Origin of the sequence: uncultured Acinetobacter sp. (assembly GCF_947626835.1) — a bacterium.
In the GTDB taxonomy this organism is placed as follows: Bacteria; Pseudomonadota; Gammaproteobacteria; order Pseudomonadales; family Moraxellaceae; genus Acinetobacter.
This window is the reverse complement of the sequence record NZ_CANQTS010000002.1, coordinates 1-25,653: the sequence shown is the minus strand read 5'-3', so window position 1 is coordinate 25,653 and position 25,653 is coordinate 1. Positions and strand designations below refer to the sequence as shown.

The following is a 25,653-nucleotide window of genomic DNA, read 5'->3' as shown; positions in this document are numbered from 1 at the left end:
CTTAGACTAACAGCTATGCACAATGGCTTTTCTGATCGGTACAATCCGTCTCAGATTTAAATTTTAACGAGAGTAAACCATGTCTTTAGATCGCATTCGTTTAGCTTCACTACATAACAAAGTTATCAGCGCAGAACAAGCAGCTGAGTTTATCCAAGATGGCATGACTGTCGGCATGAGCGGCTTTACCCGCGCAGGTGAGGCGAAAGCTGTTCCTTTAGCATTAGTTGAACGTGCTAAAACCAACCCGCTTAAAATTACCTTAATGACAGGTGCAAGTTTAGGTAACGACCTTGACAAAAAATTAACAGAAACAGGTGTTCTTGCACGTCGTTTACCGTTCCAAGTAGACAACACATTACGTAAAGCCATCAACAATGGCGACGTGATGTTTATTGACCAGCATTTATCTGAAACTGTTGAGCAAATGCGTAACGGTCAGTTAAAGAAAAATGAAATTGCAATCATTGAAGCAGTTGCAATCACTGAAGATGGCGGCATCATTCCAACGACTTCTGTGGGTAACTCAGCAAGCTTCGTACAATTTGCAGATAAAGTGATTGTTGAAATCAACACCAACTTAAGCCCTGCTTTTGAAGGTCTACACGATATCTATATCCCAGAAATGCGCCCAACACGTGGTCCAATTCCACTCACTGTTTCTGACCAACGCATTGGTACTCAAGCAATTCTAGTAGATCCTGCAAAAATCGTAGGTATCGTATTTAACAGCGAATTACATGATTCTCCGTCAACTGTGACTGAACCAGATGATGAAACGCAAGCAATTGCGGATCATTTAATTGCGTTCTTTGAACGTGAAGTTGCAGCAGATCGCCTACCGTCAAACTTAGGTCCATTACAAGCAGGTATTGGTTCTATTGCCAATGCGGTATTAACAGGTCTAAAAGATTCTAACTTTGAAAACCTTGTGATGTATTCAGAAGTACTGCAAGACTGTACCTTTGAATTGATTGATGCAGGCAAAATGACTTTCGCTTCAGGTTCATCAATTACTTTATCGCAAAAATTCGGTGAAAAAGTATTTAACAACATCGAAGCGTACAAAGACAAATTGGTTCTTCGTCCACAAGAAATTTCAAACCATCCTGAAATCGTACGTCGTTTAGGTATTATCGGGATCAACACTGCGCTTGAGTTTGATATTTACGGCAACGTAAACTCAACTCACGTCTGCGGTACCAAAATGATGAACGGTATTGGTGGTTCAGGTGACTTCGCACGTAATGCGCACATTGCCATTTTTGTAACCAAATCAATTGCTAAAGGCGGTGCAATTTCATCTGTTGTTCCATTTGCGTCTCACATTGACCATGCTTGCCATGACGTTGACGTATTAGTGACAGAACAAGGTTTAGCTGATCTTCGTGGTTTAGCACCGCGTGAGCGTGCCCGTGCCATTATCGAAAACTGTGTACACCCAATGTACCAAGCGGCTTTAAACGATTACTTTGATCGTGCATGTGCTAAAGGTGGTCAAACACCTCATATCTTAACTGAAGCACTTGCTTGGCATGCTAAGTTTGAAGAAACAGGTTCTATGCTTCCAAGCGAAAACGCTTAAAGTCTAGCTTTTAAAAAAACGCCCATTTGGGCGTTTTTTTAGTTTTAAGGATTGGCTAATTGTCCAATTCTCAGCAATACAGGAAAAGTAACGCTTACAGAACTGTCTTTATGCTGCTGTAGTGCCTCTGCAATCTGTGTTAAAGCAGAATGCCCTGTTTTACGTTCATAGTCTTGAACTGCCGACCATGTGGTTAAATATTCAAATAGTTGCTCAGGCGTCCAAATATAATTGAGTTCTAAAGGCGGGGTGGCAACATCTTGAAATGGAAAAGGAATGCTTTGATAATTTTCATCTATATAACGTCGCTCAGGTGCCCAATAGCCTTTTAAGGTATGTTGATATAAATGCTCTACTTGTTGATTTAAACCTTCATCATGAATCTGAATTAAACCGTAACCAATTACAGCAAGAATACCTTCAGGTTTAAGAACGCGACGTACTTCTTTATAAAACCCATCAAAATCAAACCAATGAATGGCTTGTGCCACCGTCACTAAATCCACCACATGTGCCATTAAGCCGCTATGTGTGGCCGATTGAATGGCATAGCGCACATTTTTAAGCTCAGGGGCATGTTGCAATTGATTTTGGCTAATATCAGTGGCCAATACATGTGCAAACTATTCAGCCAATAAATGCGTAAACTGTCCCGAGCCTGCCCCAACATCCCAAGCTAAGTTACGTTCAGGTACTGACAATAAAATTTGTGCCATGATTTCTTCTGAATACATAGGACGTGCTTTGGCATAGTGGGCACTTTGTTCGGAAAATAAATCTTTCATTCTTGTTCTCATCATTTTTATTATTGATGATTTTATTATAGCCATAAAAAAAGCCCCAAACTTAAAGTTTGAGGCTTTTTTGAATATGGTGGCGAGACCCAGGATCGAACTGGGGACACACGGATTTTCAATCCGTTGCTCTACCTACTGAGCTATCACGCCGATGCGGTGTATTAAGCCCTATCTGCTAACCATAGTCAACACTTTTCTTTAAAAAAGATTAAATATTTATTTTTTAACTCATTTTAAGCCAAAAAAAATCCCCAAACTTAAAGTTTGAGGATTTTTTGAATATGGTGGCGAGACCCAGGATCGAACTGGGGACACACGGATTTTCAATCCGTTGCTCTACCTACTGAGCTATCACGCCGATGCACGTATTAAAGCGCTTTTCATGTTTAGCGTCAAGCACATCAAGCTATTTTTAAACTCAAGTGTCTATTTTTGCAGCGAAATCTTCAAAAATCTACTTTTAAGCCTCATTTAACGCAGCTAAACAGCGTTGAATAGCACCACAGCCCGGTTGAAACTGCTCTGTGCCTTGCTCTTTTTGCATACGACACACTTCGCTTACCAAGCGTTCAGCCACACCACGACCACGATTCGCAGGATGCACCACAATATATTCTAAAACACATTGTTTGCCTTGCTGACGACAGCAAATTGCTCCAATCAATTTGCTGTTAAATTGTGCCGTATACAGTAAAGTATCTTGTGTGAGGCTTTGCTCAAGTTGGGTCATGGCTGCTTGCCCGTCAGCAAACTCAGGACTGACGTCGTATAAACGCTCAAGTTGGCGACGAAAGTCGTTATTTTCTAAAGACGTATGAGCATGTACAGTAATAGGCATTGCTAAACCCTCCTAAGCAATCTAGTATTTGCGTTTCGCTTAAATTTTAAATGTGTTGAGGAATGTGTCGATGACAGAGCGTATCAGTGAAGTGGTAAGAAACACTAACGAAACTAAAATCCGTGTTCGTGTGAATCTTGATGGTACAGGTCAAGGCACCCTCAATACCGGTGTTCCTTTTTTAGATCATATGATCGATCAAATCAAGCGTCATGGTTTATTTGACATTGATATTCATTGTGATGGCGATTTAGAAATTGACGACCATCATACTGTGGAAGATTGTGGTATCACCCTAGGTCAAGCTTTTGCCCAAGCCTTAGGTGATAAAAAAGGTCTTAAACGTTATGGTCACTTCTATGCACCGCTCGATGAATCACTCAGCCGTGTGGTGGTCGATTTATCGGGTCGTCCGGGTTTATTTATGGACATTCCATTTACCCGTGCGCGTATTGGTAGCTTTGATGTAGATCTATTCTCAGAATTCTTCCAAGGCTTTGTCAATCACTCATTGATGACTTTACACATTGACAATTTACGTGGCAAAAACAGCCACCATCAAATTGAAAGCGTGTTTAAAGCTTTTGCGCGTGCTTTACGTATGGCATGTGAAGTCGATCCACGTGCTGCCAATACAGTGGCATCAACCAAAGGTACATTGTAATGACCCGTATCGCCCTTCTTGACTATGGTATGGGAAATCTACACTCAGCAGCCAAAGCATTAGAACATGTTGGGGCGACTGTAGATGTCACCAATGATCCAAAACTCATTGCACAAGCCGACAAAATCGTTTTTCCGGGTGTAGGTGCCATGCGTGATTGTATGCAAGGCATGCAAGACGCAGGTATTGATGAAGTGGTACGTAACGCAGTTTTTAATAAACCTGTGTTGGCGATTTGTGTGGGTATGCAAGCCTTATTGCAGCACTCTGAAGAAAATGGTGGTGCAGATGCACTGGGCATTTTTGAAGGTCAAGTCAAACGCTTCCCTGAGATTGAAGGTTTAAAAGTGCCACATATGGGTTGGAATCAAGTGCATCAAGCTGACCCAAGCCATCCGATGTGGAATAACATTGAGCAAGACACACGTTTTTATTTCGTGCATAGCTTTTATGTAGAACCTAAAAATACTGACATTGTAGCTGCAACCTGTGACTACGGTTTAGAGTTCTGCACTGCAATTCATCAAGAAAATCTATTTGCCACACAGTTCCATCCTGAAAAAAGTCATACCGCAGGCTTACAATTGTTGAAAAACTTTGTGGATTGGAAGGTCTAAATTTCAATATTTAGCTGCAAAAGCTCAACTTCGGTTGAGCTTTTTTGTCAATACTATATGCATTTTATAAGCTTTTTTTAAAAAGTGTTTAACGCATGCGATTGTGTCAATCTATGCTGTATTTTAAATGTAAGATAAACAGTGCTTCGTCATTAAGTTTAAAATAGTGGCCTCATTTGCCGCGTGAATTTACAAGAAACATCCTATTATATCTCCTCTAAAACAATTGGTTTTTTTATGCGCTTTTTCATTTTATCTGCAAGATGATTGAGTTTTCTTTGATTTTCACGACAGAGTTTTAAGTGTTTAATCTTCAACCTAATTATTATTTTAATACGTCAAAAAATCTTACAAAATAAATTCCGATTAATTTACTCGGAATTTACTTTTTTGTGATATAAGTACTCAAAAATATTCTAAATAACATACTGTTTCAAACTAATTTTTTAGTAAAAGTAAATAGTTTAGATATTTTTTGCATATGACTTATTTAGGTTTTAGATGCCTTAATAAGCAACCAATATGTTTTATTTTACATACTGCGTAATCCCTTAAAACATATTTTATAAAATTTGAACTTAATGCTAGTTGCTATACTTTGGAGATAAAAATGGCTTTATTTGGTGGTTTATTTGGCGGCGGTTTAAAAGGTTTTAGCGGTGTATTTACTGCGATTTCTCAAGGTTTTTCTAAATTTTTAGGTAAAATCGTAGACGTTGTTGCTCAAGTCTTTGATGGCGTTGTTGCAGCAGTAGATAAAGTACTTGATCCAGTACTTGATGGCCTAGCAAAAATTCCTGTACTTGGCGGTACAGTTGCAGCTGTAGACAACCTTGTTGGTAAGTTAACAGACAACCTAAGCGATACACTACACTCAACTGCTGATGCATTATTAACTGGCTCAGTTGTAGGCGGGGTAGGCACATTACTTAATGGCGTAACTGACACTGTTGGTGCGGTTGTAAATGATGTTGCAACAACAGTAGATACAACTGTAACCAACGTTGTTGACCCAATCCTCAACCAACTTCAAGAAGTACCTGTACTTGGTACAATCTTAGAAGGCGTTGAAACAACTTTAGATAAAGTTGTAGGTGACGTTGACGGTTTAGGCGATTATGTAGCTGACATCAACCCACTTGAACTTGTTCAAGATTTATTGACTGATCCATTAGATACATTAGGTGGCGTAGCAAATGATGTTGCGGGTACTGTAGATGGTCTTTTAGATTCTCTTGCACCAACATTAGATGCAGAAGTACCTGTCGTTGAACAAGCAGGTGATGTAGTTCAACAAGTAGGTGACGGCGTAGTAGGTCTAGTCAATGGCTTAGGCGATGCTCTACGTGCTATCGACTTAGATATTAACTTACCTTTTGTTTAATTGTTAATTTTCAATTAAATATAAAAAGCCTAGAACATATCTAGGCTTTTTTTATGCCACTCTTAACGCTAAAATCTCAATTTTTCTTTAGCACCAACCACTAAAATGACTCAGCCTATTCAATCATCTAACGAGGTTTGAGTGCACAAACTGTAAAGATCACTTTTTCGCAGTTTTTTATTTAGAGATTGTGCATTTGTTTGTTAAGATGCCAAACATTCTATTTAATACGATTAGGCTAGGAGCGAAAGCATGCTAATCATTCCTGCAATTGACCTTAAAGACGGCAAATGCGTACGTTTAAAACAAGGTCGTATGGAAGACGATACCGTATTTTCTGACAACCCAGTCGCTACAGCACAGCATTGGGTCAACGAAGGCGCGCGTCGTTTGCATCTCGTAGATTTAAACGGTGCTTTCGCAGGTACGCCAATTCATAAACCTGTGGTAGAAGCGATTGCTAAAGCACAACCTAACTTGCCGATTCAAATTGGTGGTGGTATTCGTTCACTCGAAACCATTGAACACTATTTAGAAGCAGGTGTGTCTTATGTGATTATTGGTACCAAAGCAGTACAAGACCCTGAATTTGTTGAACAAGCATGTAAACAATTTGCAGGTCATATTATTGTAGGTATTGATGCCATGAATGGTATGGTGGCAACCGATGGTTGGGCTAATGTGACTGATGTGAAAGCCACTGAACTTGCCAAGCGTTTTGCCGATGCTGGGGTTTCTAGCATTGTCTACACCGATATTGCGCGTGATGGCATGATGCAAGGTGTCAACATTGAACAAACCGTGAATTTGGCGACTTATTCAGGTTTACCAGTGATTGCTTCTGGCGGCGTGACCAATATTGATGACGTGCATGGCTTAAAAGGTCAGCCGGGTATTTTAGGTGCGATTACAGGTCGTGCAATTTACGAAGGCACACTTAACCTTCGTGAAGCGCAAGCGGTACTTGATGCTTAAATTAAGCGCTTGAATTAATTCAAAAAGAGGTCTTCGGACCTCTTTTTATTTTTCCTTTTTTTAGATCTGATCTCTCATGTTTAGCCGTTTTACTCAACTTCCGATATTTCATTCCAAATTGCCGCAATTGGCCTTGCTCTTGATTACCATTATTTGGGGGGCGACCTTTGTGGTGGTCAAATTTGGTTTGACCTTGTCTAGTCCTGTGTTATTTGTGGCACTACGTTTTGCAGCCGCTGCGCTTGCAGTGACGCTCATCTCATGGAAATCCTTAAAAGGAGTCACCAGTTTTGAGCTATATACTGGGGCAGCCATTGGATTGGTGATTGCTCTAGGCTATGGCACACAGACCACTGGTTTACAAAGCATTAGTAGCAGTGAGTCAGCATTTTTGACTGCCTTGTATGTGCCTTTAGTACCGATTTTATTATGGCTATTGTTTGCTAAAAAACCGCATATCATGACGTGGCTTGGTGCAGCGCTCGCCTTTTTAGGTTTGGTGTTTTTAACAGGCAATGGTTTAGGTGCAATTTCTTTAAGTTATGGACAAATCCTAACCCTACTTGGCTCAATTGCAATTGCGCTTGAGATTATTTTAATTAGCTATTTTGCCCCTAAGGTCAACACACGAAGAGTCACAGTGTTACAACTGATCTTTGCTTCAGCTTTTTGTTTTTTGATTGCCCCTTTTATAGGCGAAACCCAATTACCCGAATTTCATCCGCATCTCATCATGATTTTAGTTGGGCTTGGCCTTGCCAGTGCATGTATTCAATTGGTCATGAATTGGGCACAAGAAATGGTTGATCCGTCACAAGCTGCGATTATCTATGCCGGTGAACCGATTTGGGCGAGTGTATTTGCCCGACTTGCTGGCGAACGCTTACCTGCTATGGTGTTATTGGGCGGCTTTATGGTGGTGCTTGGAATCATTGCCAGTGAATGGCGACCAAAACGACGCAATATGAAAAAAGCCCCTGAATAACAGGGGCTTTGCTTAAATTGCACCATTGTCATTTAAGCGAATAATACCTTTAATGGCACGATAGACAATCCACAACCATGACAACACCAATACGCTTACGCAAAAAATCGTGGCAGCTAAAGTGACGCTAGCAAATAAAGCGGCATCTTGCGCGGTAAATAAAAGAAAAACAAAAGGTACAAAAGCAATCACTGTCCATGCCAAGTACCACCAAAAGGTACGAATTTGAAAGCGAAAATGGCTCTCAAAAATTGAACCTTTCACTGAATCAAGTTTTAAATAGTTAATGAGCAATGCCACGATGGCTAAAAGACCAGCACTAAAAATCGCCACAATATACAAAATATATAAAATAAAAGTCAGGGTTCGGTTTGGATCTTTATCAATTGAATACGTCATTATACTACCTGTGCGATCCACTGAGAAAATGGATTAAATGGGGAAATAATTAAAGCAATCAAAATGATATTTAACCCAATCATCAAAAAATAGATATTTCTAAATGGTTGTTTTTGTGTTTTATGTCGTAGTTTTTGCTGAGCCAAATGTGCAGCTGGCCACCCCCCTAAAAATGCCCACAGATGTAGGGTATTTTCTGGTACACGGCGCTGATTAGTTTGAGCGGCTTGTTTATCTTGGCGATACAACCAATAGCTAATAAGGTTAATCAAGCTAATGGCAAACACATACATACTATGCAATAGCCCAACCAAGACTAGACCTGCCAACAGGACAATGTAAATCACACTCAAAATACTCAGCGGATGGCGCTTTTCTTGAGATTTTTGAGGTTTTGGCTGCGATTTTTTAACTTGTGCTGCTTTTAAATAGGTCACTTGTTGGGCACGAAACCGACCTTTAGCATCCATGAGCGGCACATATTCTAATGCACAACCCACAAGTGGACGCGGACCGGGACGTGCAAAATCTTTAATGTGTAAAAACACACGATCTTTGTCGCTGTCGTTCGGCTGAATAAAACCATAGCCTTTTTCATCAAACCATTCAATTAAGCGTCCCTGATCGCGCATGTTTATCCCCTGTTGATTTTATGCTGTGACGAATTTTAAGCGATCAATCAACATATTGCGCATCTCATTTGGGTTTTTATGCAAAATATCGGCACTGCTTAAACCAAGTTCTGAGTTTTTAGCTGCAACACGTAAACGCATCAGCCAAAAACGCCCAGCGGCCATGGCTAAATAAATTTCTAAACAGGCACGTTCATCATCAGTCAATGGACGAATGGCATCATAAGCCGTTAAAAATGCAATTGCTTTGTCTTCATTGAGCTCAAGGCTCGGATATTCGGTACAAAAATCATTTATGCTAATGGCCACATCAAACAATAACTCGTCATGATTCATTTCATAAAAATCTAAAATCCCTGTCAACTGATTGCCTACAAACAAGGTGTTATCACGGAATAAATCTGAGTGAATTAAGCCACGCGGACGATCAGGATATGCCGCAGTTAAAGCCTCAAACATACCTAATAATTTACTTAACAACATTTGATCAGGTGGTGTTAAATTTGATTTGAGCTCGCGTGCAACTTGCATCCAATAACGATGGTCACGTACTTCTGAACGCTGTAATGGAAAGTCTTGTAAGGCAACATGCATATTCGCCTGTGCGCTGGCAATTTGACGCACTTGCTCCACAGTGGCTGGCATAGGATGCTGACCGTGTAAGCGTGGTGCAATTTGCGCAGGCTTATCTTTTAGGCTAAAAATCGCTTGTCCATTAACCATTAAGGGTACAGGAACGGCAATACCTTGTTGACCAAGCTTGACTAAGACTGGCACTAATTCACCTGCTGCTTGTTGATCTAACTCTTCAAACAAGGTCAATACAAACTGACGATCATCTTCGCAAATCAAAAAGTAGTTGGTATTTTGAATACCGCCTTGAATCGGAATCAGGTTAATCACCTTTAATCCATACGGCGCGGCAAAATCCTGAACTTCCTGTAAAGTCAAAGTGGTATAAACCGACATACAAAACCTGCAATAAATCTTACTCAATTTTGCTAGAATAGCCTGTCAATCTGCCAAGGTGTAGCGCTTAGGTGGGTTAGTTTTATAATTGGCTGTAATTATTGGAAAAAATTATGCTTGCTAAACGTATTATTCCTTGCCTAGACGTGGACAACGGTCGTGTTGTAAAGGGTGTGCAGTTCCTTGATATTCGTGATGCGGGCGATCCTGTCGAAGTTGCACGCCGTTATAACGAACAAGGTGCCGATGAAATTACCTTCCTTGACATTACCGCTACATCTAATGGCCGTGACACCACTTACCGTACCGTAGAACGTATGGCCGAAAGCGTATTTGTACCGCTTACCGTAGGCGGCGGTGTACGCAAAGTTGAAGATATTCGCTTATTGTTAAATGCAGGTGCCGATAAAGTCAGCATTAACTCAGCGGCAATTTATAACCCTGAATTTGTACAAGAAGCCTCTCAGCGTTTTGGCGCACAATGTATTGTGGTTGCCATTGATGCCAAAAAAACCGGCGACAACAAGTGGGAAATTTTCACCCACGGCGGTCGTAAAGAAACTGGTATTGATGCCATTGAATGGGCGGTTAAAATGGCCGACTTTGGCGCAGGTGAATTGCTCATTACCTCAATGGATGCTGATGGCACCAAAGCAGGTTATGATTTAGCCCTGATGCGTGCCATTAATGACCGTGTGACCATTCCAACGATTGCCTCAGGTGGTGTAGGTAATCTTCAGCACTTGGCTGATGGTATTATTCAAGGTGGTGCAGATGCAGTTTTGGCAGCCTCTATTTTCCACTTTGGTCAACATACTATTCCTGAAGCAAAACAATATTTAGCTGCTCAAGGCATTGAAATGCGCCTATAAAACAGCATAAAAAAAGAGCACCGATGGGTGCTCTTTTTTGTTATAAAAATGGATTTTCCACTTCATCAGCATCAGGATATTCAAGCTTTTCGGGTAAATCAGCCTCAGCTTCAAGGTGCGTGACAATATCATTCAATAAAGCTTGCAATTTTTTAGCCGCAGCTAAGCCTTGCTGATCTTTATGAATCTGCAAATTGCCATAAATACTGACTCGATCAAGATCATTTTCTAAAGTCAGATCATAAATTGCGGTTGATTCGGTACCATCTTGAAATGCTTTAAACATTGCGCGTCTCTTCTTTTAACTTATCAGCGAAATTAACTCTACCTTACTTATTTATTTCAGCAGCTGCACGAGAAATTGCACAATTTCCATAATAATTTTTAACAGACCTGAACTTTCTGTACTTTGTGGCTGTGGTTCTACAGACTTTGGTTCATTAGCTTGCTGCGCTTGTGGTTGAGCCTCAATTTTAGCCAAAACTTCCGCCATCGTTCCTTCATAACTGGCACTTGGTTTAAACAATTGTTGCGTGGCGCGAATGTCTTTTTGAGCAACGGATGCAGCACATTGACTCTTTGTATCTGTCATGTTTAAGGTAATCGCTTGATTGGCTTTTACGTTGCTCGCTTTGAGCGGCAAATTATAAATTTTGCGTTTTTCACTGTCTTTTAAGGTTGGAAATAAGTTAATCCCAATTTTTTCTTCGAGCGCACAAATACTTAACAGTTCTACCTGTGGCTTTGGCTCGTTGATATCATTACTGACATAATACGCACCAATTACCCCACTGTGTGGTGCATAAATCGCTTTATAAGTTGCGGTGGGCACTAAAACTTTGCCATCGCCAATAGGCTTAATATTTTTTCCTGAATATTCTGGACCACTCACCACATAAATATCTTGTTCTTGTTTTTGTACCATCATACGAACAGCATGTTCTAAGTCTCGCCAAGGTCCCTGATTATTCTGGGTAGCTTGTGGCACCATATTGGCTAAAGAAAAACTGTCATATTGAGATGCTTTGGTTGGCATATCACCATTCGGGGCCATATGCCCACGGTCATAGCCCGAACGGCGGTAATCCTGAGAACTTGCACGTGCACCTTTGACCAACTCTTCTTCATGAAAACGATCTTCACGCTTGATTTTTACACTAAGACGCTCAGGGGTTAAATATTCTGCCACCCAAAAAGAGGTTTTAGACACACCTGAATGCATGGCATTAAAACCGTTTAGACATAAAGCCGTGGTGTCTTTTTTTAAGCTTTCACGCTGCAATTGTGGTGCAGTTTCTTGATAAAACTGATCTAAACAAGGCGTCGGCTTGCTATTGGCAGCTGCCATACTTGATGTGGCAGCACTTGCCAGTGCTAAACATAAAATGCGAGAAAAAGAATTAAACGTTGCCATGTTAAACATCAATGTCAGATCAAAAAAGAGCAAGCAGTATAGGCTGAGCATGTCTGAAAAGCTATCCTAAGCCAACTGCGCCACCAGCCACTGTAACACTGCAAAAAACCATGTCAAAAGCTTAGCCTTTATACGCTCCAACCATGGCGTTGCAACAAATTCAGAGGCTTGCTTTTGCTGTGCAACTTGCGCTTTTAAACTCTCGGCTTCGCATTGGCTGGTACTGTCCCAATAGGCATATTGCCAGTCAAAATCTAGATCAGCTTGCATCGGGAGTTGGTACACATCACGCTTTTTTTCAGCGCCTAACTGTGGAAATAATTGCATGCTGAGTTTTTGTTCTAAAGCACAAATACTCATGTATTCAATCTGAGGATCGGCCTTTTGATGATCTAAATAATACGCACCCATCACCCCAGTTTCTGGTATATACAGCGCTTTATACAAGCCACGTGGTAACCATACCTTTTCAGGTGTTTTTTCTATAGGCAGCGTGCTGTAATCCGTGCCTGTAATCACATAAATATCTTGATAATAATGCTGACTTAAACTTGCTAAACTCTGGTCAATTTTCTGCCATTTTTGTGCTTGCTTTAAAGACTGAAATGGCACTTGCAACCATGTTTGAAATGCGTGATGACTTGAATGAGCAAATAACAGGTTTGCATAAGCATAATTTTCGCTGTAATGATCTTTAACATGTGCTTGGTGATAATTTGCGATGTTTGGAAGATTCAGCTTGGGATTAGAATTTTGGCGCTTGGCACTTAAATATTGCGCCACCCACAGTGGGGTTTTACTAATACCCGAATACAGCAGCATAGTTTGATTACCACAAGCACGATAACTATCAAGATACATGTTTTGTTGGTAAAAAATAGGCGCTTGCTTGGCATACACAGCAGCATCACAAAGCTGCTGGTCTTGCTGCCACCATGTCCAAATTCTCTCTTCAATCAGGACAATACTAAAGCTTAAGATTGCTACAGTGGCAAGCAAAATCTTTAGCCAGAGGTATTTAGAACGAGGAGACACAGGCACAACATTAATCATCAAAAAACCACAGCGAGTGCAAGCTTAACAACCCCATTGCCGCAAGTACAGCAAAAAAAATCAGTGCCGCAGCACTGATGTTTTAAAGGAAAGTTTTGGCTTTAGATAACAATTTGACTGCCCAATTCCACCACACGATTGGGTGGGATTTTATAAAAATCGCTCACTGGGCTGGTATTGCGTTGCATGGAAATAAATAGCTTTTCACGCCACGGCGCTAATCCATCGCCGACACTATGAATCAAGCGATCACGCGAAATAAAGAAACTAATTTGCATCAAGTCATAATCCAAATTGGCACTGGCAAAGGCTTGCTCAAGCGCTTTTGGAATATTGGGTTGATCTTTAAAACCATAATATAACGTGATCCGATAGAAGCGTTCGTTCATTTGTTCACTGCTAAAACGCTCGTCATCCGCCACATAAGGAATATCACGGGTAATTACCGTGACCATCACATTCATCTCATGCAAAACTTTATTGTGCTTAATGTTATGTAGCATCGCATGCGGTACTAAATCAGGCGTCCCAGTTAAAAAGATGGCTGTACCCGGCACGAATTGGGTTTCATTGCTATAGCCAATACTTTGAATAAACAACGACATTGGTAGTGCATCATTAGACAAACGCTTAAGTACAATCTCGCGTCCATCTTTCCATGTTACAAGCAAGGTATAGGCCACTGCACCAATTAAAATCGGTACCCACCCACCTGAGATGATTTTAACTGAGGTTGACGCTACAAAAATTAAATCGAGTAATAAAAATGGCGTGGCAAACAGCAGCACTTTCCACAATGGCCATTTCCAATAACTATAAGCAAGCACACTAATTAAAATCGTACCGCATAGCATGGTCATGGTCACTGCTACACCGTAGGCACTGGCTAAATTGGCGCTGTTTTCAAACAGTAAAATTAAAATCACCACCGAAATAAACAACACCCAATTAATAAACGGCAAGTAAATCTGCCCTTGTTCAACATCGGATGTGTGATGCACAGTTAAACGTGGTAAATAACGCAGTTGAATGGCCTGATTGGTCATGGAAAAGACGCCGGTAATCACTGCCTGCGAGGCAATCACCGCAGCCGCTGTGGCTAAACCAATCATTGGATACAAGGCCCATTCAGGCACCAGCATATAAAATGGATTGGCAATAGCACTGGCATCACGCAATAACAAAGCACCTTGTCCAGCATAATTGATCAGCAAACATGGCAGTACCACAATAAACCATGCCAGACGAATCGGTAGACGGCCAAAATGTCCCATATCGGCGTAGATGGCTTCACCACCCGTCATGGTTAAAATCACCGCCCCCATGGTTAAAAAGGCCAAATAGGGCTGATCCATGACAAAATGATACGCCCAATACGGATTAATCATCTGCAAGACTTGTGGTGTTTGAAGAATACTCCACAGCCCTGCCACACCAATCGAGCCAAACCACAGTAATGTTAAAGGGCCAAAAAACTTGCCCATGGTGGCGGTACCATGCCGTTGTACCAAGAATAAGCCAGCTAAAATACCAATGGCGAGTGGCTCTAACCAATCGTTAAACATGGGGGTGGCAATACTTAGACCCTCAATGGCAGAGAGCACCGAAATCGCAGGGGTAATAATGCCATCGCCAAAGAATAGCGATGCGCCAATAAATCCTAAAGCAATGATATACAGCCGTTTCTTTTCACCGATTTTGGTGGCACGTAAAATCAGTGCCAATAAGGACATAATACCGCCTTCGCCATTGTTATCAGCACGCATAATAATAGTGATGTACTTAAAGCTAATGGTGAGCATCATGCACCAAAAAATCAGCGATAAAATCCCCAAAACACTGGCTTGCGTAATCGCAAGATGTGCGGTTTGAAAGCATTGTCTTAAGGCATACAGTGGACTGGTACCAATATCGCCAAACACCACGCCAAGCGCAGCCAAGGTAATGACCGGTAGCGCAGCTTTTTTTGCAGTACTTTGCATATTATGTCTTCGTTTTACAGACTATTTTTCCAAATCATAGCACTACCCCTTAAGTTTTTCTCTAAATCAATTGTTATTCGCTTGGCAGCGTGCTGCTTTTTGGGTATTATCCACCGCGCATGGTGAGGTGTCCGAGTGGCTGAAGGAGCACGCCTGGAAAGTGTGTATACGTTTATAGCGTATCGAGGGTTCGAATCCCTCTCTCACCGCCAGAATTTTAAAATCCCCAAATCGAAAGGTTTGGGGATTTTTTATGCTTTATGCAATTTCGTCTAAATAATCACTTTTCAATGCCGTAAAGAAATCATAATGATACTTAAGTTGTGCTCGATCTAATTGATGCTCGTCTTTGATATCTAGGCAGTAGTCCGTTTCTTTGCCAGACAGCAGATCAATCACTTTTAGATCACTTCTTATAACAATAGAACCAAAATCAAACATCTTATGATGATTAGGACATAAACAAAGAATGTTATTGGCTTGGTCTGGACCATGATGCGGTACCCCTAAGCCTCGGATATGCGCACCATCTGCATGCTTCTTGCCTCTAAAATTTTCAATGTGAAGTCCACATATTTGACAAGAATACTGGTACAAATCCTTGACCTTTCTGGTTTGTTTAATATCACGCACAATAAATGAGTGACTTGTTGTTCTTCTTTTTGTAGGAAGTGCAATCTGATCATTGTCTAGATCATTTACAGCTACATGAATATGCTGCGGATGAACAAAAGCCAATTCATCTATCTTAGTCAATTGATATCGACAGATCTGAAAACTGTCTTGACCTTGAGTTGACCAATAACGACTAACCTCATAAAGACCACGGTATACATAATCACTGCTGGTTCGCTCCACATGACTAAATACACGTACAGGGATGTTCTGTTCATGATTTAGGACCAGGGCCAGATTCCCTTTAGTAAAGGTTTGATCTTCGATTTGGCAACGACCATCTGTACTACGCCCTCCCATACCCGTATATATAATGTTATCGCCTCGATCTTCATCATCGATATAACCACCAGATAATACAATCGCATCTGCTGCATCATCTACGGTATAACTAATTCCATTTTGAATATGAAAATGTAAACCATGTTTTTTTAAAAGTTTTCTACCCTGAAAAATGGTACCCACAGGAAACTCATGAAAGCGACCAAATTGCATTTTTTGAGCGTTGTCTTTTGTCATAATTGCTTCATTTAATTGTGTGATGAATTATCTCGGTTTTGTAAATTATGGACAGTCTCAATTCTTTTAAATAGTTCTATTACGTCGTAGTCTGTCGCTAAGAATGATTAAAACCGAAACTCAAGCCTTGGCACAAAGTCTGCATCATAGTTTAAAAAACCATAGCGAGTTTGCACACTTAAAAGACCAATTAATTCATATCACTGCAACAATCTTAAACCACAATCAAATTGGCTCAGGCCAGCATACAAAAACAAATGTGATAGGAGCTGCAATGAATACCAGCACAAACTATGCAAAACAAATAAAAAATGCTAAACGTGGCGGATATGCCCCAACCATTGCCAAAGATGTCAATAAACATAAAATCCAAAAAGCATCTCGCTTGATTGAACAATGGAGAAAATTAGCCAATGAGCTAAAACCACAAATGCAAATTGATATGGCACTCACCTTAGAAGAATGTGCACACGATTTAGATCAAATTTTACGTAACAAGTCATTTTAAAGTATAAAAAATCAACACAACTCAGTTTCTTTGTATTAGAAACTGAGTTTTTTTAAAGATTTGATTTAATTGGTTGTTTTTTGGCTTGCATACGCGCCAAATTTCTGTAAAATGCCACATCAAGATGCCGGCATAGCTCAGTTGGTAGAGCAACTGACTTGTAATCAGTAGGTCCACAGTTCGAATCCGTGTGCCGGCACCATCTTATACTTAGCCTCGCTTTATAGTGAGGCTTTGTTGTTTTTACAGCCTCAAAACGCAGCCACTGCCACATAACGCACTAAACCATCTTGCCATAATTTACGGCACATCTTGGCTGTCATGGCAATTTTAAATCCATCTAAGCCTTGTAAAGCTAAATTAGCACCTTGGATGTAATCTGCAAACCCTAGCAATACGCGCTCACTTAAATCATGGATCAAAACCTCTCGAAAACCATGCTGCATGATGGTGCTGTGAAGTTCATTTTGAGTCATTATATCTTTTAAATTCACATCGGCTGCTTTGAGCAAAGCTGCATATTTTTTCTGTTGCCAGGCTTTTAAATTTAAAAAATCCTCACTCAACATTAGGGTATGAAACGCCAAACGCCCCTCTGCTTGCATGACTTGAGTCACTGCGTTTAAAAATGAATTTAAATTGACATGGTAGGCAGCATCTATACACAGCACGGCGCTAAATTTTTGGCTAAAGCTGTTTGAATTTAAATTTAAAAATGAATCACAGAGAATTGAATTTAAAAATGGGGCATGATTTTTGAGTTGTGTCACATGCTTGACTTGTAACTCAACCGCACTGATATGTTGAATGTTATAGCTATTTTTCCAAAGCTGTAGACTTGCGCCCTGCCCACAGGCAAGATCGAGCAAAATGTCGTTTGAATTTAAATCAATCAGGTTGGCTAAATGTATGGCTAAAGCCTGACAAGCATGACGATAATCATCGCCTGCTTGCCATAGTCCTAAATTGCTCCAAGCGAGTAACTGTTGATCACCTAACATCGCCGTATTAATGGCATATTTATGTGGCAGTAATTTCTGTAACGCTTGGAACATGATTTAATAGCCGAGTTGTGGAGCAACCTCAACTTTAGGCTTTAAGCCGACAAACGGCAATGGTGCACCAAAGATTTCCGCAATATGCATTGCAGAAGTCACCGCCGATTCTAAAATTGGCAAACCATCGCATGACCATGAACCGCAATAAAACACTTTACGGTTGGCATCACGATGACGTGCTTGGATTTGCTTATTTAAAGATACCGTTTCTGAATCGACCACCGCACGGGTCAAAGTGACGCGCGAGATAATTTTTTTCGGGTCGATCTCTGTAACAGGACGCCAAGTTTGGAACACAGGATTTTTACCCACTAAACTTGGTTCTACTGCATTTAGCCACACGGTAAATTGCTGACGGGTAAATTTACGATCCATCATATAACTTAACACCGCCCAATCTTTACGTTTAGGTGGCATCACCGTGTTATCGGTATGAATGACCAAATCACCTTGTTCAAATTTAAATTTACTGAGTAACTCAATATCCTCTTTAAATTGAGTTTGATCTAAAAATTCTTCAATCTTGGTGGTTGGGGTTGCAACCACCACACGGTCAAAGTAGTCCAGCTCACCCTCAGCATTTTTAACAGCAACCTGCTCACCTTGCTGAGACACCGATGCAATCGGTGAGCCACTTTTAATATTGACCCCTTCAATCAGCTTATTTACCAAAGCAGGCGTACCACCTTGCATACGCAATAAAGCATCACCATCGGTTAACTGACGTAAAAAAGTTAATAAAGGTTTAGCCGGCCAATCACCAATGGTTTTTGGATTACAGGTACAAATGGTATACAGCACAGGCATCACTGCACCATGCCAAAATACTTCTTCAATATCATGCTGATTAATAAATTCAGCTAAGGTGATGTCTTGCTGGTCTGATTTAAAAAATTGTGACAGCGCGGTTTTGAGCTGCAACATACCTTTAACCAAACGCCAACCGTACTGTTGAATGCCTTTACGATTGTTAATGATGGGGAAGTTGCCAATTTTAGTTCGCGTGGTGGTCAGCCAAGTTTCAGTACGATCTTCAAACAGCCAACTGCACGCCATATAGGTACGTACAGGAAAAGTACCAATGCCCAAATAAGTAGCAAGACTTAAGGTGTTTTTCCAAAGATTAGGGTTCATAACGCGCAATGGCGCATCAATTAAGCCACCTTCAAACTCGGTACTATGGCTGTCCATACCGCGTCCGGGCAGTGCTTCAAAAATTGTTATGTTATGTCCTGCATCTTTAAGAATTCTTGCGGTAGCTAGGCCAGCCATGCCACTACCAATAATTGCAATATCCAAATTATTATCCGTCCGTCAAAAACACATGAGAAAATTATGAACCAAGGGCATGCAAAACAAGCTATTAAAAAATGCCATATTCAAAGCTTTTGTAAGCAGATTGGTAAAAGAGAATTCAAATGAATTTTATTATTTTTAAGATTTAGATTTGAACAAAAGATAAATTTTATAAAAATATATTATTGAAATATTTAGGTAAAAATTAGAGAATAAAATTTACAAAGGAATCGAACAGGGTTATCATAATATGGTACAAAAGTTTGACTAAGTTCACATAAAATAAATAAGACATATAGCACAAAAATATCACCAGTTACAGCGTAAAATAGACCTCGCTTAACCGCGAGGTCTATTCTTTTTTTATTTGAAGCAATTAATTGACTTTTTCGGCAACTTTTAGCTGTCCAAATTTACCTTGTTTAAAGTCTTCAAACGCTTGGAAAATCTCTTGTTCAGTGTTCATCACAAATGGTCCATAACCTTGAATGGGTTCATTGAGTGGCTCACCTGTGAGTAACACAAAACGACTATGCTGCGCGGCCAATACCTTAATCTGCATATCTTGATTACGCTCAAATAGCACCACCGAATTTGGCTGTACTTTTTGGCGATGATTAATCAATAACTCACCCTCAAGCAACACCAATAAGGTCGTGTGATCGGGTGGCACAGTAAAGGTATGCTCAGCATTTTGGGCTAAGGCACCATCCCATAGGTTAATTGGACTAAAACTAGTTGCAGGTCCTGTATGACCTTGGTACTCACCCGAAATCACACGTAAATGACCGCTTTGCTCAGGCAATTCAATCACTGGAATGTGTGTGCTTTGAATCGCTTGATAGCTTGGTGGTGTCATTTTGTCTTTGGCAGGCAAGTTAATCCACAACTGCACCATCTCAAATAGACCACCTTGTTGCGCAAACTCAGGGCTATGAAATTCTTCATGTACCACACCTGAACCTGCGGTCATCCATTGCACGTCACCGGCATGAATGGTGCCACCACCACCGCTTGAATCTTGATGAGTCACTTCACCTTGATAGGCCAAAGTCACGGTTTCAAAACCACGATGCGGATGCTCACCTACCCCATGCTGTGCGTGCGTGGGATTAAAATGATGTGGTGCTGCGTAATCTAATAACAAAAACGGACTAAGTGCCTGACCTAAACGGTCATAAGAAAATAAATTCTTCACTAAAAACCCATCACCGACCCAATGAGCCTGTTGCTGATGATAAACACCAATCACTTTTTTCATGACGCACTCCCAAAATAATCTGTACTTAGCTTAAGTCGATTGTCGTAATAGCACGAGAGGTCAAACTGGGAAGCTGTGTCATATTTTTAATACAATCACTGTTTATATTTTCTTAAGCAATGAATTATCCTATTTTTGCAAAAAACGATCCTATTTTTTCGTCTTCTGCCATATAACAATTTTATTTACAGTAATAACAAATCAAGTTCCGACCCAACAAGGAGTTTTCTCATGGCTAAGCCTTATGTACGTTTAGATAAAGACAATGCTGCGGTTTTATTGGTGGATCATCAAACTGGTCTATTGTCTTTAGTACGTGATATCGACCCAGATAAATTTAAAAATAACGTGTTGGCTTTGGCCGCACTTGCTAAGTATTTCAACTTACCGACAATTTTAACCACAAGTTTTGAACAAGGTCCAAATGGTCCTTTAGTACCAGAATTGGTCGAGATGTTCCCAGATGCACCGTTTATTGCCCGTCCGGGTCAAATCAACGCATGGGACAACCAAGATTTCGTTGATGCCGTAAAAGCAACTGGCAAAAAGCAATTAATTATTGCAGGTGTTGTCACCGAAGTTTGTGTAGCTTTCCCAACTTTATCTGCTTTAGCAGAAGATTATGATGTGTTTGTGATTACCGATGCATCAGGTACATTTAATCAAATTACCCGTGATGCAGCCTGGAATCGTATGAGCCAAGCAGGCGCACAATTAATGACATGGTTTGGCGCAGCAGGTGAATTACACCGCGATTGGCGTAACGACGTTGAAGGTTTAGGTGCGCTATTCTCAGCACATATTCCAGATTATCGTAACCTGATGACCAGTTATAGCTATTTTAACCAAGATAAATAAAGCTACAATGACAGCCCAAGCACTTTGACTTGGGGTGTTTTTTTATGAGAATGCCATGCACACCTTAGATGACTATTATTATTTTTATTTGGTGGTCAAACACGGAGGCTTTAGTGCAGCCAGTGAAGCGAGTTTAATCACTAAATCTAAACTCAGCCGTCGCATTTTGGCTTTAGAACAAAAATACAATATTTCCTTAATTCAACGCTCTACCCGTCATTTTAAAGTCACGCCTTTGGGTCAAGAATTTTACGAAGAATGCGCTAAAGTGGTCGCTCAAATGCAATGTGCCGATCATGTCTTACTTAAACAAGTGAGTGAACCAGAAGGTTTAATTAAAATCAGCTGTCCCACCATGATGATGCAGTTTCAGGTGCGTAGCTTACTTAATCAATTTTTACAACAATATCCTAAAGTGCAGCTTGAACTTGAGCTGACCAGTCGTCGGGTAGATGTGCTCCACGATGACCTAGATTTAGCCATTCGTACCAACTTTCAATCTACAGAAGATTCAAGTTTAGTGATTCGTGATGTGATAAAAACGCAACATTGCTTGGTGGCAAGCCCACATTTATTGCAAGACAAACACATCGAAAATTTTGATGATTTGGCTCAGTTTCCAAGTATTGTATTGGGTACGCAAAAATCTCAATATTCTTGGCAGCTTTATCATTTACAAACCAAAGCCACTGCCAGCATTTCTTTGACACCGCGTATTAAAAGCAATGATTTAGCCGGCGTATACTATTCAGCACTGGATGGTTTAGGCATTGCTGATCTGCCTTATTTAACCGTACAAGATGATATTGCCGCAGGACGTTTGGTGCATATTTTGCCGAAATGGTGCTCTAACATTGGGATGGTGCAATTGGTGTATGCCTCACGTAAAGGGCAACGCTTGGCAATGCGTCGTTTAATTGAGTTTTTAGTACAGCAATTACGTCAGCTGAAGCAATTGCCCGGCTATGAGGCATAAAAAAACCCAAAGCGCATGGCTTTGGGTTTTGCTTTTTATGGCCAATCAGGACTTAGATTTTACCCACTAAATCAATTGAAGGAGCAAGTGTTGCTTCGCCTTCTTTCCATTTTGCAGGGCAAACTTCGCCTGGGTGCGCATATACGTATTGAGCAGCTTTTACTTTACGAAGTAATTCAGATGCATCACGGCCAATACCACCTGCGTTGATTTCAACGATTTGGATTTTGCCTTCAGGATCGATAACGAATGTAGCACGATCAGCAAGACCAGCAGCTTCAATGAGTACTTCGAAGTTTTTAGACAACGTCCAAGTTGGATCACCGATTAATGGGTATTGGATTTTACCAATGACATCAGAAGTATCGTGCCAAGCTTTGTGCGTGAAGTGAGTGTCAGTAGACACGCCGTAGATTTCTACGCCTAATTTTTGGAATTCAGCATAGTTGTCTGCTAAGTCACCCAATTCAGTTGGACAAACAAAGGTAAAGTCAGCTGGGTAGAAAAATACGACAGACCATTTGCCTTTCATATCTGCTTCAGAAACTTCAACGAATTGACCGTTGTGGTAAGCCGTTGCGTTAAATGGTTTAACTTCAGTATTGATCAAGCTCATGTGATGTTCCTTTTGTTGCATTAAGAGGATTGCTTATCTGTGAAGTTAGAATACGTCGAAATTAAAAATAGGTAAAACAGTTTGTTTTTATAAAATTAATCGGATTATTAGATTTAAATTCCTATAAAAAAGCCCATCCGAAGATGAGCTTGGATGAGCTAGACCTTAAAACGGATATAAATACCAAAAATATATATTTTTATAAATATCAATATATTATTAAATTTTGTATATAATTTTGTTAAATTTATAGGTCAAAATATGATAATTGATACTTGCATTTTAAGTAACCATTACTTATTGTAAAAAAGCGCAGGTGCTTTTCGGCCTATTAATAGGTAAAAATAGATTAGTGCGGGGACTGGGCAATTACAAAAAAATTTGTAGTTAGAACAACCAAATCATCTTTTACGAAACTATAGGCAGTTTTATGAACTACCTGTAGTTGATGGTTTGTGAGTTTTATTATGATTCATACAGAAAAACACCTTACTTGTTTAGCAAGTAATTTAAAACACTATCTTTCTTCTGGTAGCTTTAATAACCTCCAGTGTAAACAATATATTATTTTAGATTTGGTAGCGAAAGCTTTTAATTTTGATGATTATAAGACTTTCAGAGCTGAATTTTCTCCTGAGAATCCTCTGATTATTACCCCGTCTGTGATTGTAAAATTGCCAAAATTGATCTCTAAGGAATTTGAAATAGATTTCAATATACCTGCATTATTATGGCCATGGCCTTCTTCCAAAGATTTTAAAATCACTCCTTCAGAATTTAAAGTTATTTGGGAAAATTATATTGAATTTGTCGTAAAAGATAAGAGTCCTGCTTTATGTAACTTTTTGAAATACAACATGCCCCTCCTAAGTTCAATGGGTAAATGTCAATGGCTCGTTGATCAAAGGTCACCTCTTACAATAGTTTTTCTAAAAAAATTAATTGGTGAACAGTATATTTCTGATAAAAAAGGAGGTACAAATACATCCTTTTTATTGCAGAAGCTTGATCAAACTAATAGTGATATCGAAGCTAAATTTCTATTAGCTTTACTATCTTTAATTGATCATAATTATCAGACAGCATATGAACGCTTCAATACTTGTGCTGAAAAAAATCATCGTGAAGCTATAAATCAATTGGCCTATATGTACCGTCAGGGACTCTACGTTCAAAAAGATTTAACAAGAGCAAAGGAGTTATATTTACGTGCAGCCTCTTTAGGTGATAATCATTCATTGCATGCATTAGGTAATGGTCACGATCTAGATGGTATATTTGAATATAACCCTAAATTAGCTAGAGAATACCACCAAAAAGCGATCGCTTTAGGAAATGATGACTCAATAGGATGCCTAGCTAAAATGTATTTACATGGCCGAGGCGGGGCTGTAGAGATTAATAAAGCAAAAGAATTAATAGCAAAAGGTCTTCAATTTAATAATCTAGATTGTATTGAACTAGCAATCGAATTTGAATTTGAAGAACATGGATATACAAATTATTATTTTGAGTTATGCCACTTGGCTGAAAAATTTCAATCAAATTTAGCTATTGAGCATTTAGCCAATGCTTACCTACGAGGCAGTACTATTAAACCACGAAATACCATATTAGGTTTTGATTTTCTAGATCGCTCTAAAATTACTAATGAGAATCGAATTATCCTAGCTTGTGCAATTTCTGCAGGTATCAAATGTGAACAAGACATCGCTTTAGGATCAGAAATTTTAGAAAAAATACTGCCCAAGGAGCCTGAAGCAGCTTTTATGCTGGGTATTTTATATAGTAATGGTGAACTTATAGAGCCAGACTATGATAAAGCAATAAATTATTTCCATCAGGGTGCAGAGCTAAATCATAGTAAATGCCAGCATCAATTAGGCTACTATCTGTATGAATTTTACAGCGATAACTCTGAGAAACTTCTCGAGTCATATTTTTGGCTTAATAAAGCAGCCCATCAAGGGATTGAGTTATCTCAAGAAGTAAAGAATGCCGTCTTAGATGAATTAGCTAATTTTGGAATAGTAATCAATAAAAATCTTATAACACACTATGACTATTCTACCGATAGTCTCACAGTGTTAGGGATTTTGAAAAATTAAAAATATCTCAACAAAAGCTTAATTTAATCCATCACACATATAGTTTTTTTAGAATTTTTTCTTTAAAAACTATGATTTACCTAAACTCTGGAATCTATATACACGCTAATAAAATATATAATTCTAATTGAAACAAGGTTTAATTTTTAATAGATACTCCCTATTAAAAGAGGAAATAAATATGAAAAAAGTTCAGCGCGCAACATTAGCAGCAGAATCTGTATATAAGGCTGGTAAAGAACACTATCATTTCAATATGGCTTGCTTAGAATTTGGTGAAGAAGCTGTTTTATCAGAAATGACTCAAGAGATACGTGACTCACAAACATGTTCTTTTGAAGATGCAGCTCTACGGGCAGCTACTGAATTTAGAAACATAAAAAGACTAGAAAGTGGGGAGAATAGATTTAAAAACATTCGAACCAAATGCGCTAAAGAAACAAAACGCCCACCTGAGGAGCTACCCTTAATTAAAGCGTAAATTCTTAAATTATTCTCTATCAGGATGAGGCTTTGAACAATGTTTGGAGCCTCACGGCTTTGTTGCACAAAGATTTGAAATGCAAAGCGCCCCTAATTGAGCCAAATTTAAGGCGTAACTTGGGTAAGTGG

At 39.7% G+C, this 25,653-nt stretch carries 25 protein-coding genes, 4 tRNA genes and 1 pseudogene; 14 read left to right on the top strand and 16 right to left on the bottom strand.

Features of this window, described 5'->3' with window-relative positions; genetic code table 11:
• The first annotated feature begins 79 nt into the window (after nucleotides 1-79).
• The gene (locus Q0Z55_RS01650; protein WP_297423356.1) at nucleotides 80-1,585 is read left to right on the top strand and encodes an acetyl-CoA hydrolase/transferase family protein; all 1,506 of its coding nucleotides are present in this window, start codon (nucleotides 80-82) and stop codon (nucleotides 1,583-1,585) included.
• Nucleotides 1,586-1,629: 44 nt separating this feature from the next.
• Here the strand turns inward: Q0Z55_RS01650 and Q0Z55_RS01645 are convergent.
• The 4 genes and pseudogenes from Q0Z55_RS01645 to Q0Z55_RS01630 form a co-directional block, all read right to left on the bottom strand.
• A pseudogene (locus Q0Z55_RS01645) lies at nucleotides 1,630-2,370 on the bottom strand (class I SAM-dependent methyltransferase).
• An 86-nt stretch (nucleotides 2,371-2,456) separates the two neighbouring features.
• Nucleotides 2,457-2,532, bottom strand: a tRNA-Phe gene (locus Q0Z55_RS01640).
• Between the two features lie 132 nt (nucleotides 2,533-2,664).
• A tRNA-Phe gene (locus Q0Z55_RS01635) sits at nucleotides 2,665-2,740 on the bottom strand.
• A gap of 102 nt (nucleotides 2,741-2,842) precedes the next feature.
• Nucleotides 2,843-3,220 (bottom strand): acetyl-CoA sensor PanZ family protein, encoded by a 378-nt coding sequence (locus tag Q0Z55_RS01630; protein WP_297423353.1) that lies wholly within the window; start codon nucleotides 3,218-3,220, stop codon nucleotides 2,843-2,845.
• A 70-nt stretch (nucleotides 3,221-3,290) separates the two neighbouring features.
• Between Q0Z55_RS01630 and hisB the strand changes: the two genes are divergently transcribed.
• From hisB to Q0Z55_RS01605, 5 genes are all read left to right on the top strand, one after another.
• The gene (gene hisB, locus Q0Z55_RS01625; protein ID WP_122900149.1) at nucleotides 3,291-3,884 is read left to right on the top strand and encodes an imidazoleglycerol-phosphate dehydratase HisB; all 594 of its coding nucleotides are present in this window, start codon (nucleotides 3,291-3,293) and stop codon (nucleotides 3,882-3,884) included.
• Complete coding sequence (gene hisH / locus Q0Z55_RS01620; RefSeq protein ID WP_297423345.1) at nucleotides 3,884-4,501, top strand: imidazole glycerol phosphate synthase subunit HisH; 618 nt, start codon at nucleotides 3,884-3,886, stop codon at nucleotides 4,499-4,501. The genes hisB and hisH overlap by 1 nt, the downstream gene beginning before the upstream one ends.
• A 610-nt stretch (nucleotides 4,502-5,111) precedes the next feature.
• Nucleotides 5,112-5,885: a hypothetical protein gene (locus Q0Z55_RS01615; RefSeq protein WP_297423343.1), complete on the top strand. Its 774-nt coding sequence runs from the start codon at nucleotides 5,112-5,114 to the stop codon at nucleotides 5,883-5,885.
• Between the two features lie 252 nt (nucleotides 5,886-6,137).
• Entirely contained in the window at nucleotides 6,138-6,860 is a 723-nt protein-coding gene (gene hisA / locus Q0Z55_RS01610) for a 1-(5-phosphoribosyl)-5-[(5-phosphoribosylamino)methylideneamino]imidazole-4-carboxamide isomerase (protein WP_297423340.1), read from the top strand.
• 76 nt (nucleotides 6,861-6,936) lie between these two features.
• Entirely contained in the window at nucleotides 6,937-7,845 is a 909-nt protein-coding gene (locus Q0Z55_RS01605) for a DMT family transporter (protein ID WP_297423336.1), read from the top strand.
• A 12-nt stretch (nucleotides 7,846-7,857) separates the two neighbouring features.
• Here the strand turns inward: Q0Z55_RS01605 and Q0Z55_RS01600 are convergent, their stop codons facing one another.
• From Q0Z55_RS01600 to Q0Z55_RS01590, 3 genes are read right to left on the bottom strand one after another with little or no spacing between them, the layout of a single operon-like run.
• On the bottom strand, nucleotides 7,858-8,244 hold the full coding sequence (locus Q0Z55_RS01600; RefSeq protein ID WP_297423332.1) for a hypothetical protein: 387 nt from the start codon (nucleotides 8,242-8,244) through the stop codon (nucleotides 7,858-7,860).
• On the bottom strand, nucleotides 8,244-8,876 hold the full coding sequence (locus Q0Z55_RS01595) for a DUF1294 domain-containing protein (RefSeq protein ID WP_297423329.1): 633 nt from the start codon (nucleotides 8,874-8,876) through the stop codon (nucleotides 8,244-8,246). The genes Q0Z55_RS01600 and Q0Z55_RS01595 overlap by 1 nt, the downstream gene beginning before the upstream one ends.
• A gap of 18 nt (nucleotides 8,877-8,894) precedes the next feature.
• Nucleotides 8,895-9,845 carry a homoserine kinase gene (locus tag Q0Z55_RS01590; RefSeq protein WP_297423326.1) on the bottom strand — a complete coding sequence of 317 codons (951 nt, stop codon included), beginning with the start codon at nucleotides 9,843-9,845 and terminating at the stop codon, nucleotides 8,895-8,897.
• Between the two features lie 110 nt (nucleotides 9,846-9,955).
• Here Q0Z55_RS01590 and hisF point away from each other — a divergent pair, with 110 nt between their 5' ends.
• Nucleotides 9,956-10,717 carry an imidazole glycerol phosphate synthase subunit HisF gene (hisF, locus tag Q0Z55_RS01585; protein ID WP_366806784.1) on the top strand — a complete coding sequence of 254 codons (762 nt, stop codon included), beginning with the start codon at nucleotides 9,956-9,958 and terminating at the stop codon, nucleotides 10,715-10,717.
• A 40-nt stretch (nucleotides 10,718-10,757) separates the two neighbouring features.
• Here hisF and Q0Z55_RS01580 read toward each other — a convergent pair whose 3' ends face one another.
• The 4 genes from Q0Z55_RS01580 to Q0Z55_RS01565 all read right to left on the bottom strand — a co-directional run bounded on the left by Q0Z55_RS01580 (nucleotide 10,758) and on the right by Q0Z55_RS01565 (nucleotide 15,166).
• Nucleotides 10,758-11,003, bottom strand: coding sequence for a hypothetical protein (locus tag Q0Z55_RS01580; RefSeq protein ID WP_297423320.1), 246 nt, complete (start codon nucleotides 11,001-11,003; stop codon nucleotides 10,758-10,760).
• A gap of 51 nt (nucleotides 11,004-11,054) precedes the next feature.
• Entirely contained in the window at nucleotides 11,055-12,131 is a 1,077-nt protein-coding gene (locus tag Q0Z55_RS01575) for a DNA/RNA non-specific endonuclease (RefSeq protein ID WP_297423317.1), read from the bottom strand.
• A gap of 66 nt (nucleotides 12,132-12,197) precedes the next feature.
• Entirely contained in the window at nucleotides 12,198-13,184 is a 987-nt protein-coding gene (locus tag Q0Z55_RS01570; protein WP_297423314.1) for a hypothetical protein, read from the bottom strand.
• Nucleotides 13,185-13,285: 101 nt separating this feature from the next.
• Nucleotides 13,286-15,166: a potassium transporter Kup gene (locus Q0Z55_RS01565; protein ID WP_297423311.1), complete on the bottom strand. Its 1,881-nt coding sequence runs from the start codon at nucleotides 15,164-15,166 to the stop codon at nucleotides 13,286-13,288.
• A gap of 121 nt (nucleotides 15,167-15,287) precedes the next feature.
• Here Q0Z55_RS01565 and Q0Z55_RS01560 point away from each other — a divergent pair.
• Nucleotides 15,288-15,378 (top strand) — tRNA-Ser (locus Q0Z55_RS01560).
• Between the two features lie 46 nt (nucleotides 15,379-15,424).
• Here the strand turns inward: Q0Z55_RS01560 and Q0Z55_RS01555 are convergent.
• Nucleotides 15,425-16,360, bottom strand: a complete 936-nt coding sequence (locus tag Q0Z55_RS01555; protein WP_297423308.1) for a YDG/SRA domain-containing protein — start codon at nucleotides 16,358-16,360, stop codon at nucleotides 15,425-15,427.
• Nucleotides 16,361-16,634: 274 nt separating this feature from the next.
• Here Q0Z55_RS01555 and Q0Z55_RS01550 point away from each other — a divergent pair, with 274 nt between their 5' ends.
• A complete protein-coding gene (locus Q0Z55_RS01550; protein WP_297423305.1) occupies nucleotides 16,635-16,868 on the top strand; it encodes a hypothetical protein in 234 nt (77 codons plus the stop codon).
• 126 nt (nucleotides 16,869-16,994) lie between these two features.
• Nucleotides 16,995-17,070, top strand: a tRNA-Thr gene (locus tag Q0Z55_RS01545).
• A 49-nt stretch (nucleotides 17,071-17,119) separates the two neighbouring features.
• On the opposite strand, the gene Q0Z55_RS01540 is transcribed toward Q0Z55_RS01545, so the two are convergent.
• The 3 genes from Q0Z55_RS01540 to Q0Z55_RS01530 form a co-directional block, all read right to left on the bottom strand.
• The gene (locus Q0Z55_RS01540; RefSeq protein ID WP_297423303.1) at nucleotides 17,120-17,923 is read right to left on the bottom strand and encodes a methyltransferase domain-containing protein; all 804 of its coding nucleotides are present in this window, start codon (nucleotides 17,921-17,923) and stop codon (nucleotides 17,120-17,122) included.
• A gap of 3 nt (nucleotides 17,924-17,926) precedes the next feature.
• Nucleotides 17,927-19,225, bottom strand: a complete 1,299-nt coding sequence (locus Q0Z55_RS01535; RefSeq protein WP_297423300.1) for an FAD-dependent oxidoreductase — start codon at nucleotides 19,223-19,225, stop codon at nucleotides 17,927-17,929.
• A 373-nt stretch (nucleotides 19,226-19,598) separates the two neighbouring features.
• Nucleotides 19,599-20,483: a pirin family protein gene (locus Q0Z55_RS01530; protein ID WP_297423297.1), complete on the bottom strand. Its 885-nt coding sequence runs from the start codon at nucleotides 20,481-20,483 to the stop codon at nucleotides 19,599-19,601.
• A gap of 231 nt (nucleotides 20,484-20,714) precedes the next feature.
• On the opposite strand from Q0Z55_RS01530, the gene ycaC reads away from it, so the two are divergent.
• Both ycaC and Q0Z55_RS01520 read left to right on the top strand, forming a co-directional pair.
• Complete coding sequence (gene ycaC, locus Q0Z55_RS01525) at nucleotides 20,715-21,341, top strand: isochorismate family cysteine hydrolase YcaC (RefSeq protein ID WP_297423294.1); 627 nt, start codon at nucleotides 20,715-20,717, stop codon at nucleotides 21,339-21,341.
• A gap of 55 nt (nucleotides 21,342-21,396) precedes the next feature.
• Nucleotides 21,397-22,317 carry a LysR substrate-binding domain-containing protein gene (locus tag Q0Z55_RS01520; protein WP_297423292.1) on the top strand — a complete coding sequence of 307 codons (921 nt, stop codon included), beginning with the start codon at nucleotides 21,397-21,399 and terminating at the stop codon, nucleotides 22,315-22,317.
• A gap of 52 nt (nucleotides 22,318-22,369) precedes the next feature.
• On the opposite strand, the gene ahpC is transcribed toward Q0Z55_RS01520, so the two are convergent.
• The gene (ahpC, locus tag Q0Z55_RS01515) at nucleotides 22,370-22,933 is read right to left on the bottom strand and encodes an alkyl hydroperoxide reductase subunit C (protein WP_297423289.1); all 564 of its coding nucleotides are present in this window, start codon (nucleotides 22,931-22,933) and stop codon (nucleotides 22,370-22,372) included.
• A gap of 467 nt (nucleotides 22,934-23,400) precedes the next feature.
• Between ahpC and Q0Z55_RS01510 the strand changes: the two genes are divergently transcribed.
• Together Q0Z55_RS01510 and Q0Z55_RS01505 are read left to right on the top strand one after the other, a co-directional pair.
• A complete protein-coding gene (locus Q0Z55_RS01510; RefSeq protein WP_297423286.1) occupies nucleotides 23,401-25,041 on the top strand; it encodes a tetratricopeptide repeat protein in 1,641 nt (546 codons plus the stop codon).
• A gap of 181 nt (nucleotides 25,042-25,222) precedes the next feature.
• Complete coding sequence (locus tag Q0Z55_RS01505; RefSeq protein WP_297423283.1) at nucleotides 25,223-25,522, top strand: hypothetical protein; 300 nt, start codon at nucleotides 25,223-25,225, stop codon at nucleotides 25,520-25,522.
• Nucleotides 25,523-25,653: the final 131 nt, after the last annotated feature.

What these genes read in the sequence shown, in the direction of transcription:
- ahpC (WP_297423289.1), bottom strand. Translation starts at nt 22,933, where the DNA reads ATGAGCTTGATCAATACTGAAGTTAAACCATTTAACGCAACGGCTTAC.
- Q0Z55_RS01580 (WP_297423320.1), bottom strand. Translation starts at nt 11,003, where the DNA reads ATGTTTAAAGCATTTCAAGATGGTACCGAATCAACCGCAATTTATGAT.
- Q0Z55_RS01605 (WP_297423336.1), top strand. Translation starts at nt 6,937, where the DNA reads ATGTTTAGCCGTTTTACTCAACTTCCGATATTTCATTCCAAATTGCCG.
- hisA (WP_297423340.1), top strand. Translation starts at nt 6,138, where the DNA reads ATGCTAATCATTCCTGCAATTGACCTTAAAGACGGCAAATGCGTACGT.
- Q0Z55_RS01520 (WP_297423292.1), top strand. Translation starts at nt 21,397, where the DNA reads ATGCACACCTTAGATGACTATTATTATTTTTATTTGGTGGTCAAACAC.
- Q0Z55_RS01575 (WP_297423317.1), bottom strand. Translation starts at nt 12,131, where the DNA reads ATGGCAACGTTTAATTCTTTTTCTCGCATTTTATGTTTAGCACTGGCA.
- Q0Z55_RS01530 (WP_297423297.1), bottom strand. Translation starts at nt 20,483, where the DNA reads ATGAAAAAAGTGATTGGTGTTTATCATCAGCAACAGGCTCATTGGGTC.
- Q0Z55_RS01650 (WP_297423356.1), top strand. Translation starts at nt 80, where the DNA reads ATGTCTTTAGATCGCATTCGTTTAGCTTCACTACATAACAAAGTTATC.
- Q0Z55_RS01565 (WP_297423311.1), bottom strand. Translation starts at nt 15,166, where the DNA reads ATGCAAAGTACTGCAAAAAAAGCTGCGCTACCGGTCATTACCTTGGCT.
- hisH (WP_297423345.1), top strand. Translation starts at nt 3,884, where the DNA reads ATGACCCGTATCGCCCTTCTTGACTATGGTATGGGAAATCTACACTCA.
- Q0Z55_RS01550 (WP_297423305.1), top strand. Translation starts at nt 16,635, where the DNA reads ATGAATACCAGCACAAACTATGCAAAACAAATAAAAAATGCTAAACGT.
- Q0Z55_RS01555 (WP_297423308.1), bottom strand. Translation starts at nt 16,360, where the DNA reads ATGACAAAAGACAACGCTCAAAAAATGCAATTTGGTCGCTTTCATGAG.
- hisB (WP_122900149.1), top strand. Translation starts at nt 3,291, where the DNA reads ATGACAGAGCGTATCAGTGAAGTGGTAAGAAACACTAACGAAACTAAA.
- Q0Z55_RS01615 (WP_297423343.1), top strand. Translation starts at nt 5,112, where the DNA reads ATGGCTTTATTTGGTGGTTTATTTGGCGGCGGTTTAAAAGGTTTTAGC.
- Q0Z55_RS01600 (WP_297423332.1), bottom strand. Translation starts at nt 8,244, where the DNA reads ATGACGTATTCAATTGATAAAGATCCAAACCGAACCCTGACTTTTATT.
- Q0Z55_RS01505 (WP_297423283.1), top strand. Translation starts at nt 25,223, where the DNA reads ATGAAAAAAGTTCAGCGCGCAACATTAGCAGCAGAATCTGTATATAAG.
- Q0Z55_RS01510 (WP_297423286.1), top strand. Translation starts at nt 23,401, where the DNA reads ATGATTCATACAGAAAAACACCTTACTTGTTTAGCAAGTAATTTAAAA.
- Q0Z55_RS01630 (WP_297423353.1), bottom strand. Translation starts at nt 3,220, where the DNA reads ATGCCTATTACTGTACATGCTCATACGTCTTTAGAAAATAACGACTTT.
- ycaC (WP_297423294.1), top strand. Translation starts at nt 20,715, where the DNA reads ATGGCTAAGCCTTATGTACGTTTAGATAAAGACAATGCTGCGGTTTTA.
- Q0Z55_RS01595 (WP_297423329.1), bottom strand. Translation starts at nt 8,876, where the DNA reads ATGCGCGATCAGGGACGCTTAATTGAATGGTTTGATGAAAAAGGCTAT.
- Q0Z55_RS01540 (WP_297423303.1), bottom strand. Translation starts at nt 17,923, where the DNA reads ATGTTCCAAGCGTTACAGAAATTACTGCCACATAAATATGCCATTAAT.
- Q0Z55_RS01590 (WP_297423326.1), bottom strand. Translation starts at nt 9,845, where the DNA reads ATGTCGGTTTATACCACTTTGACTTTACAGGAAGTTCAGGATTTTGCC.
- Q0Z55_RS01570 (WP_297423314.1), bottom strand. Translation starts at nt 13,184, where the DNA reads ATGATTAATGTTGTGCCTGTGTCTCCTCGTTCTAAATACCTCTGGCTA.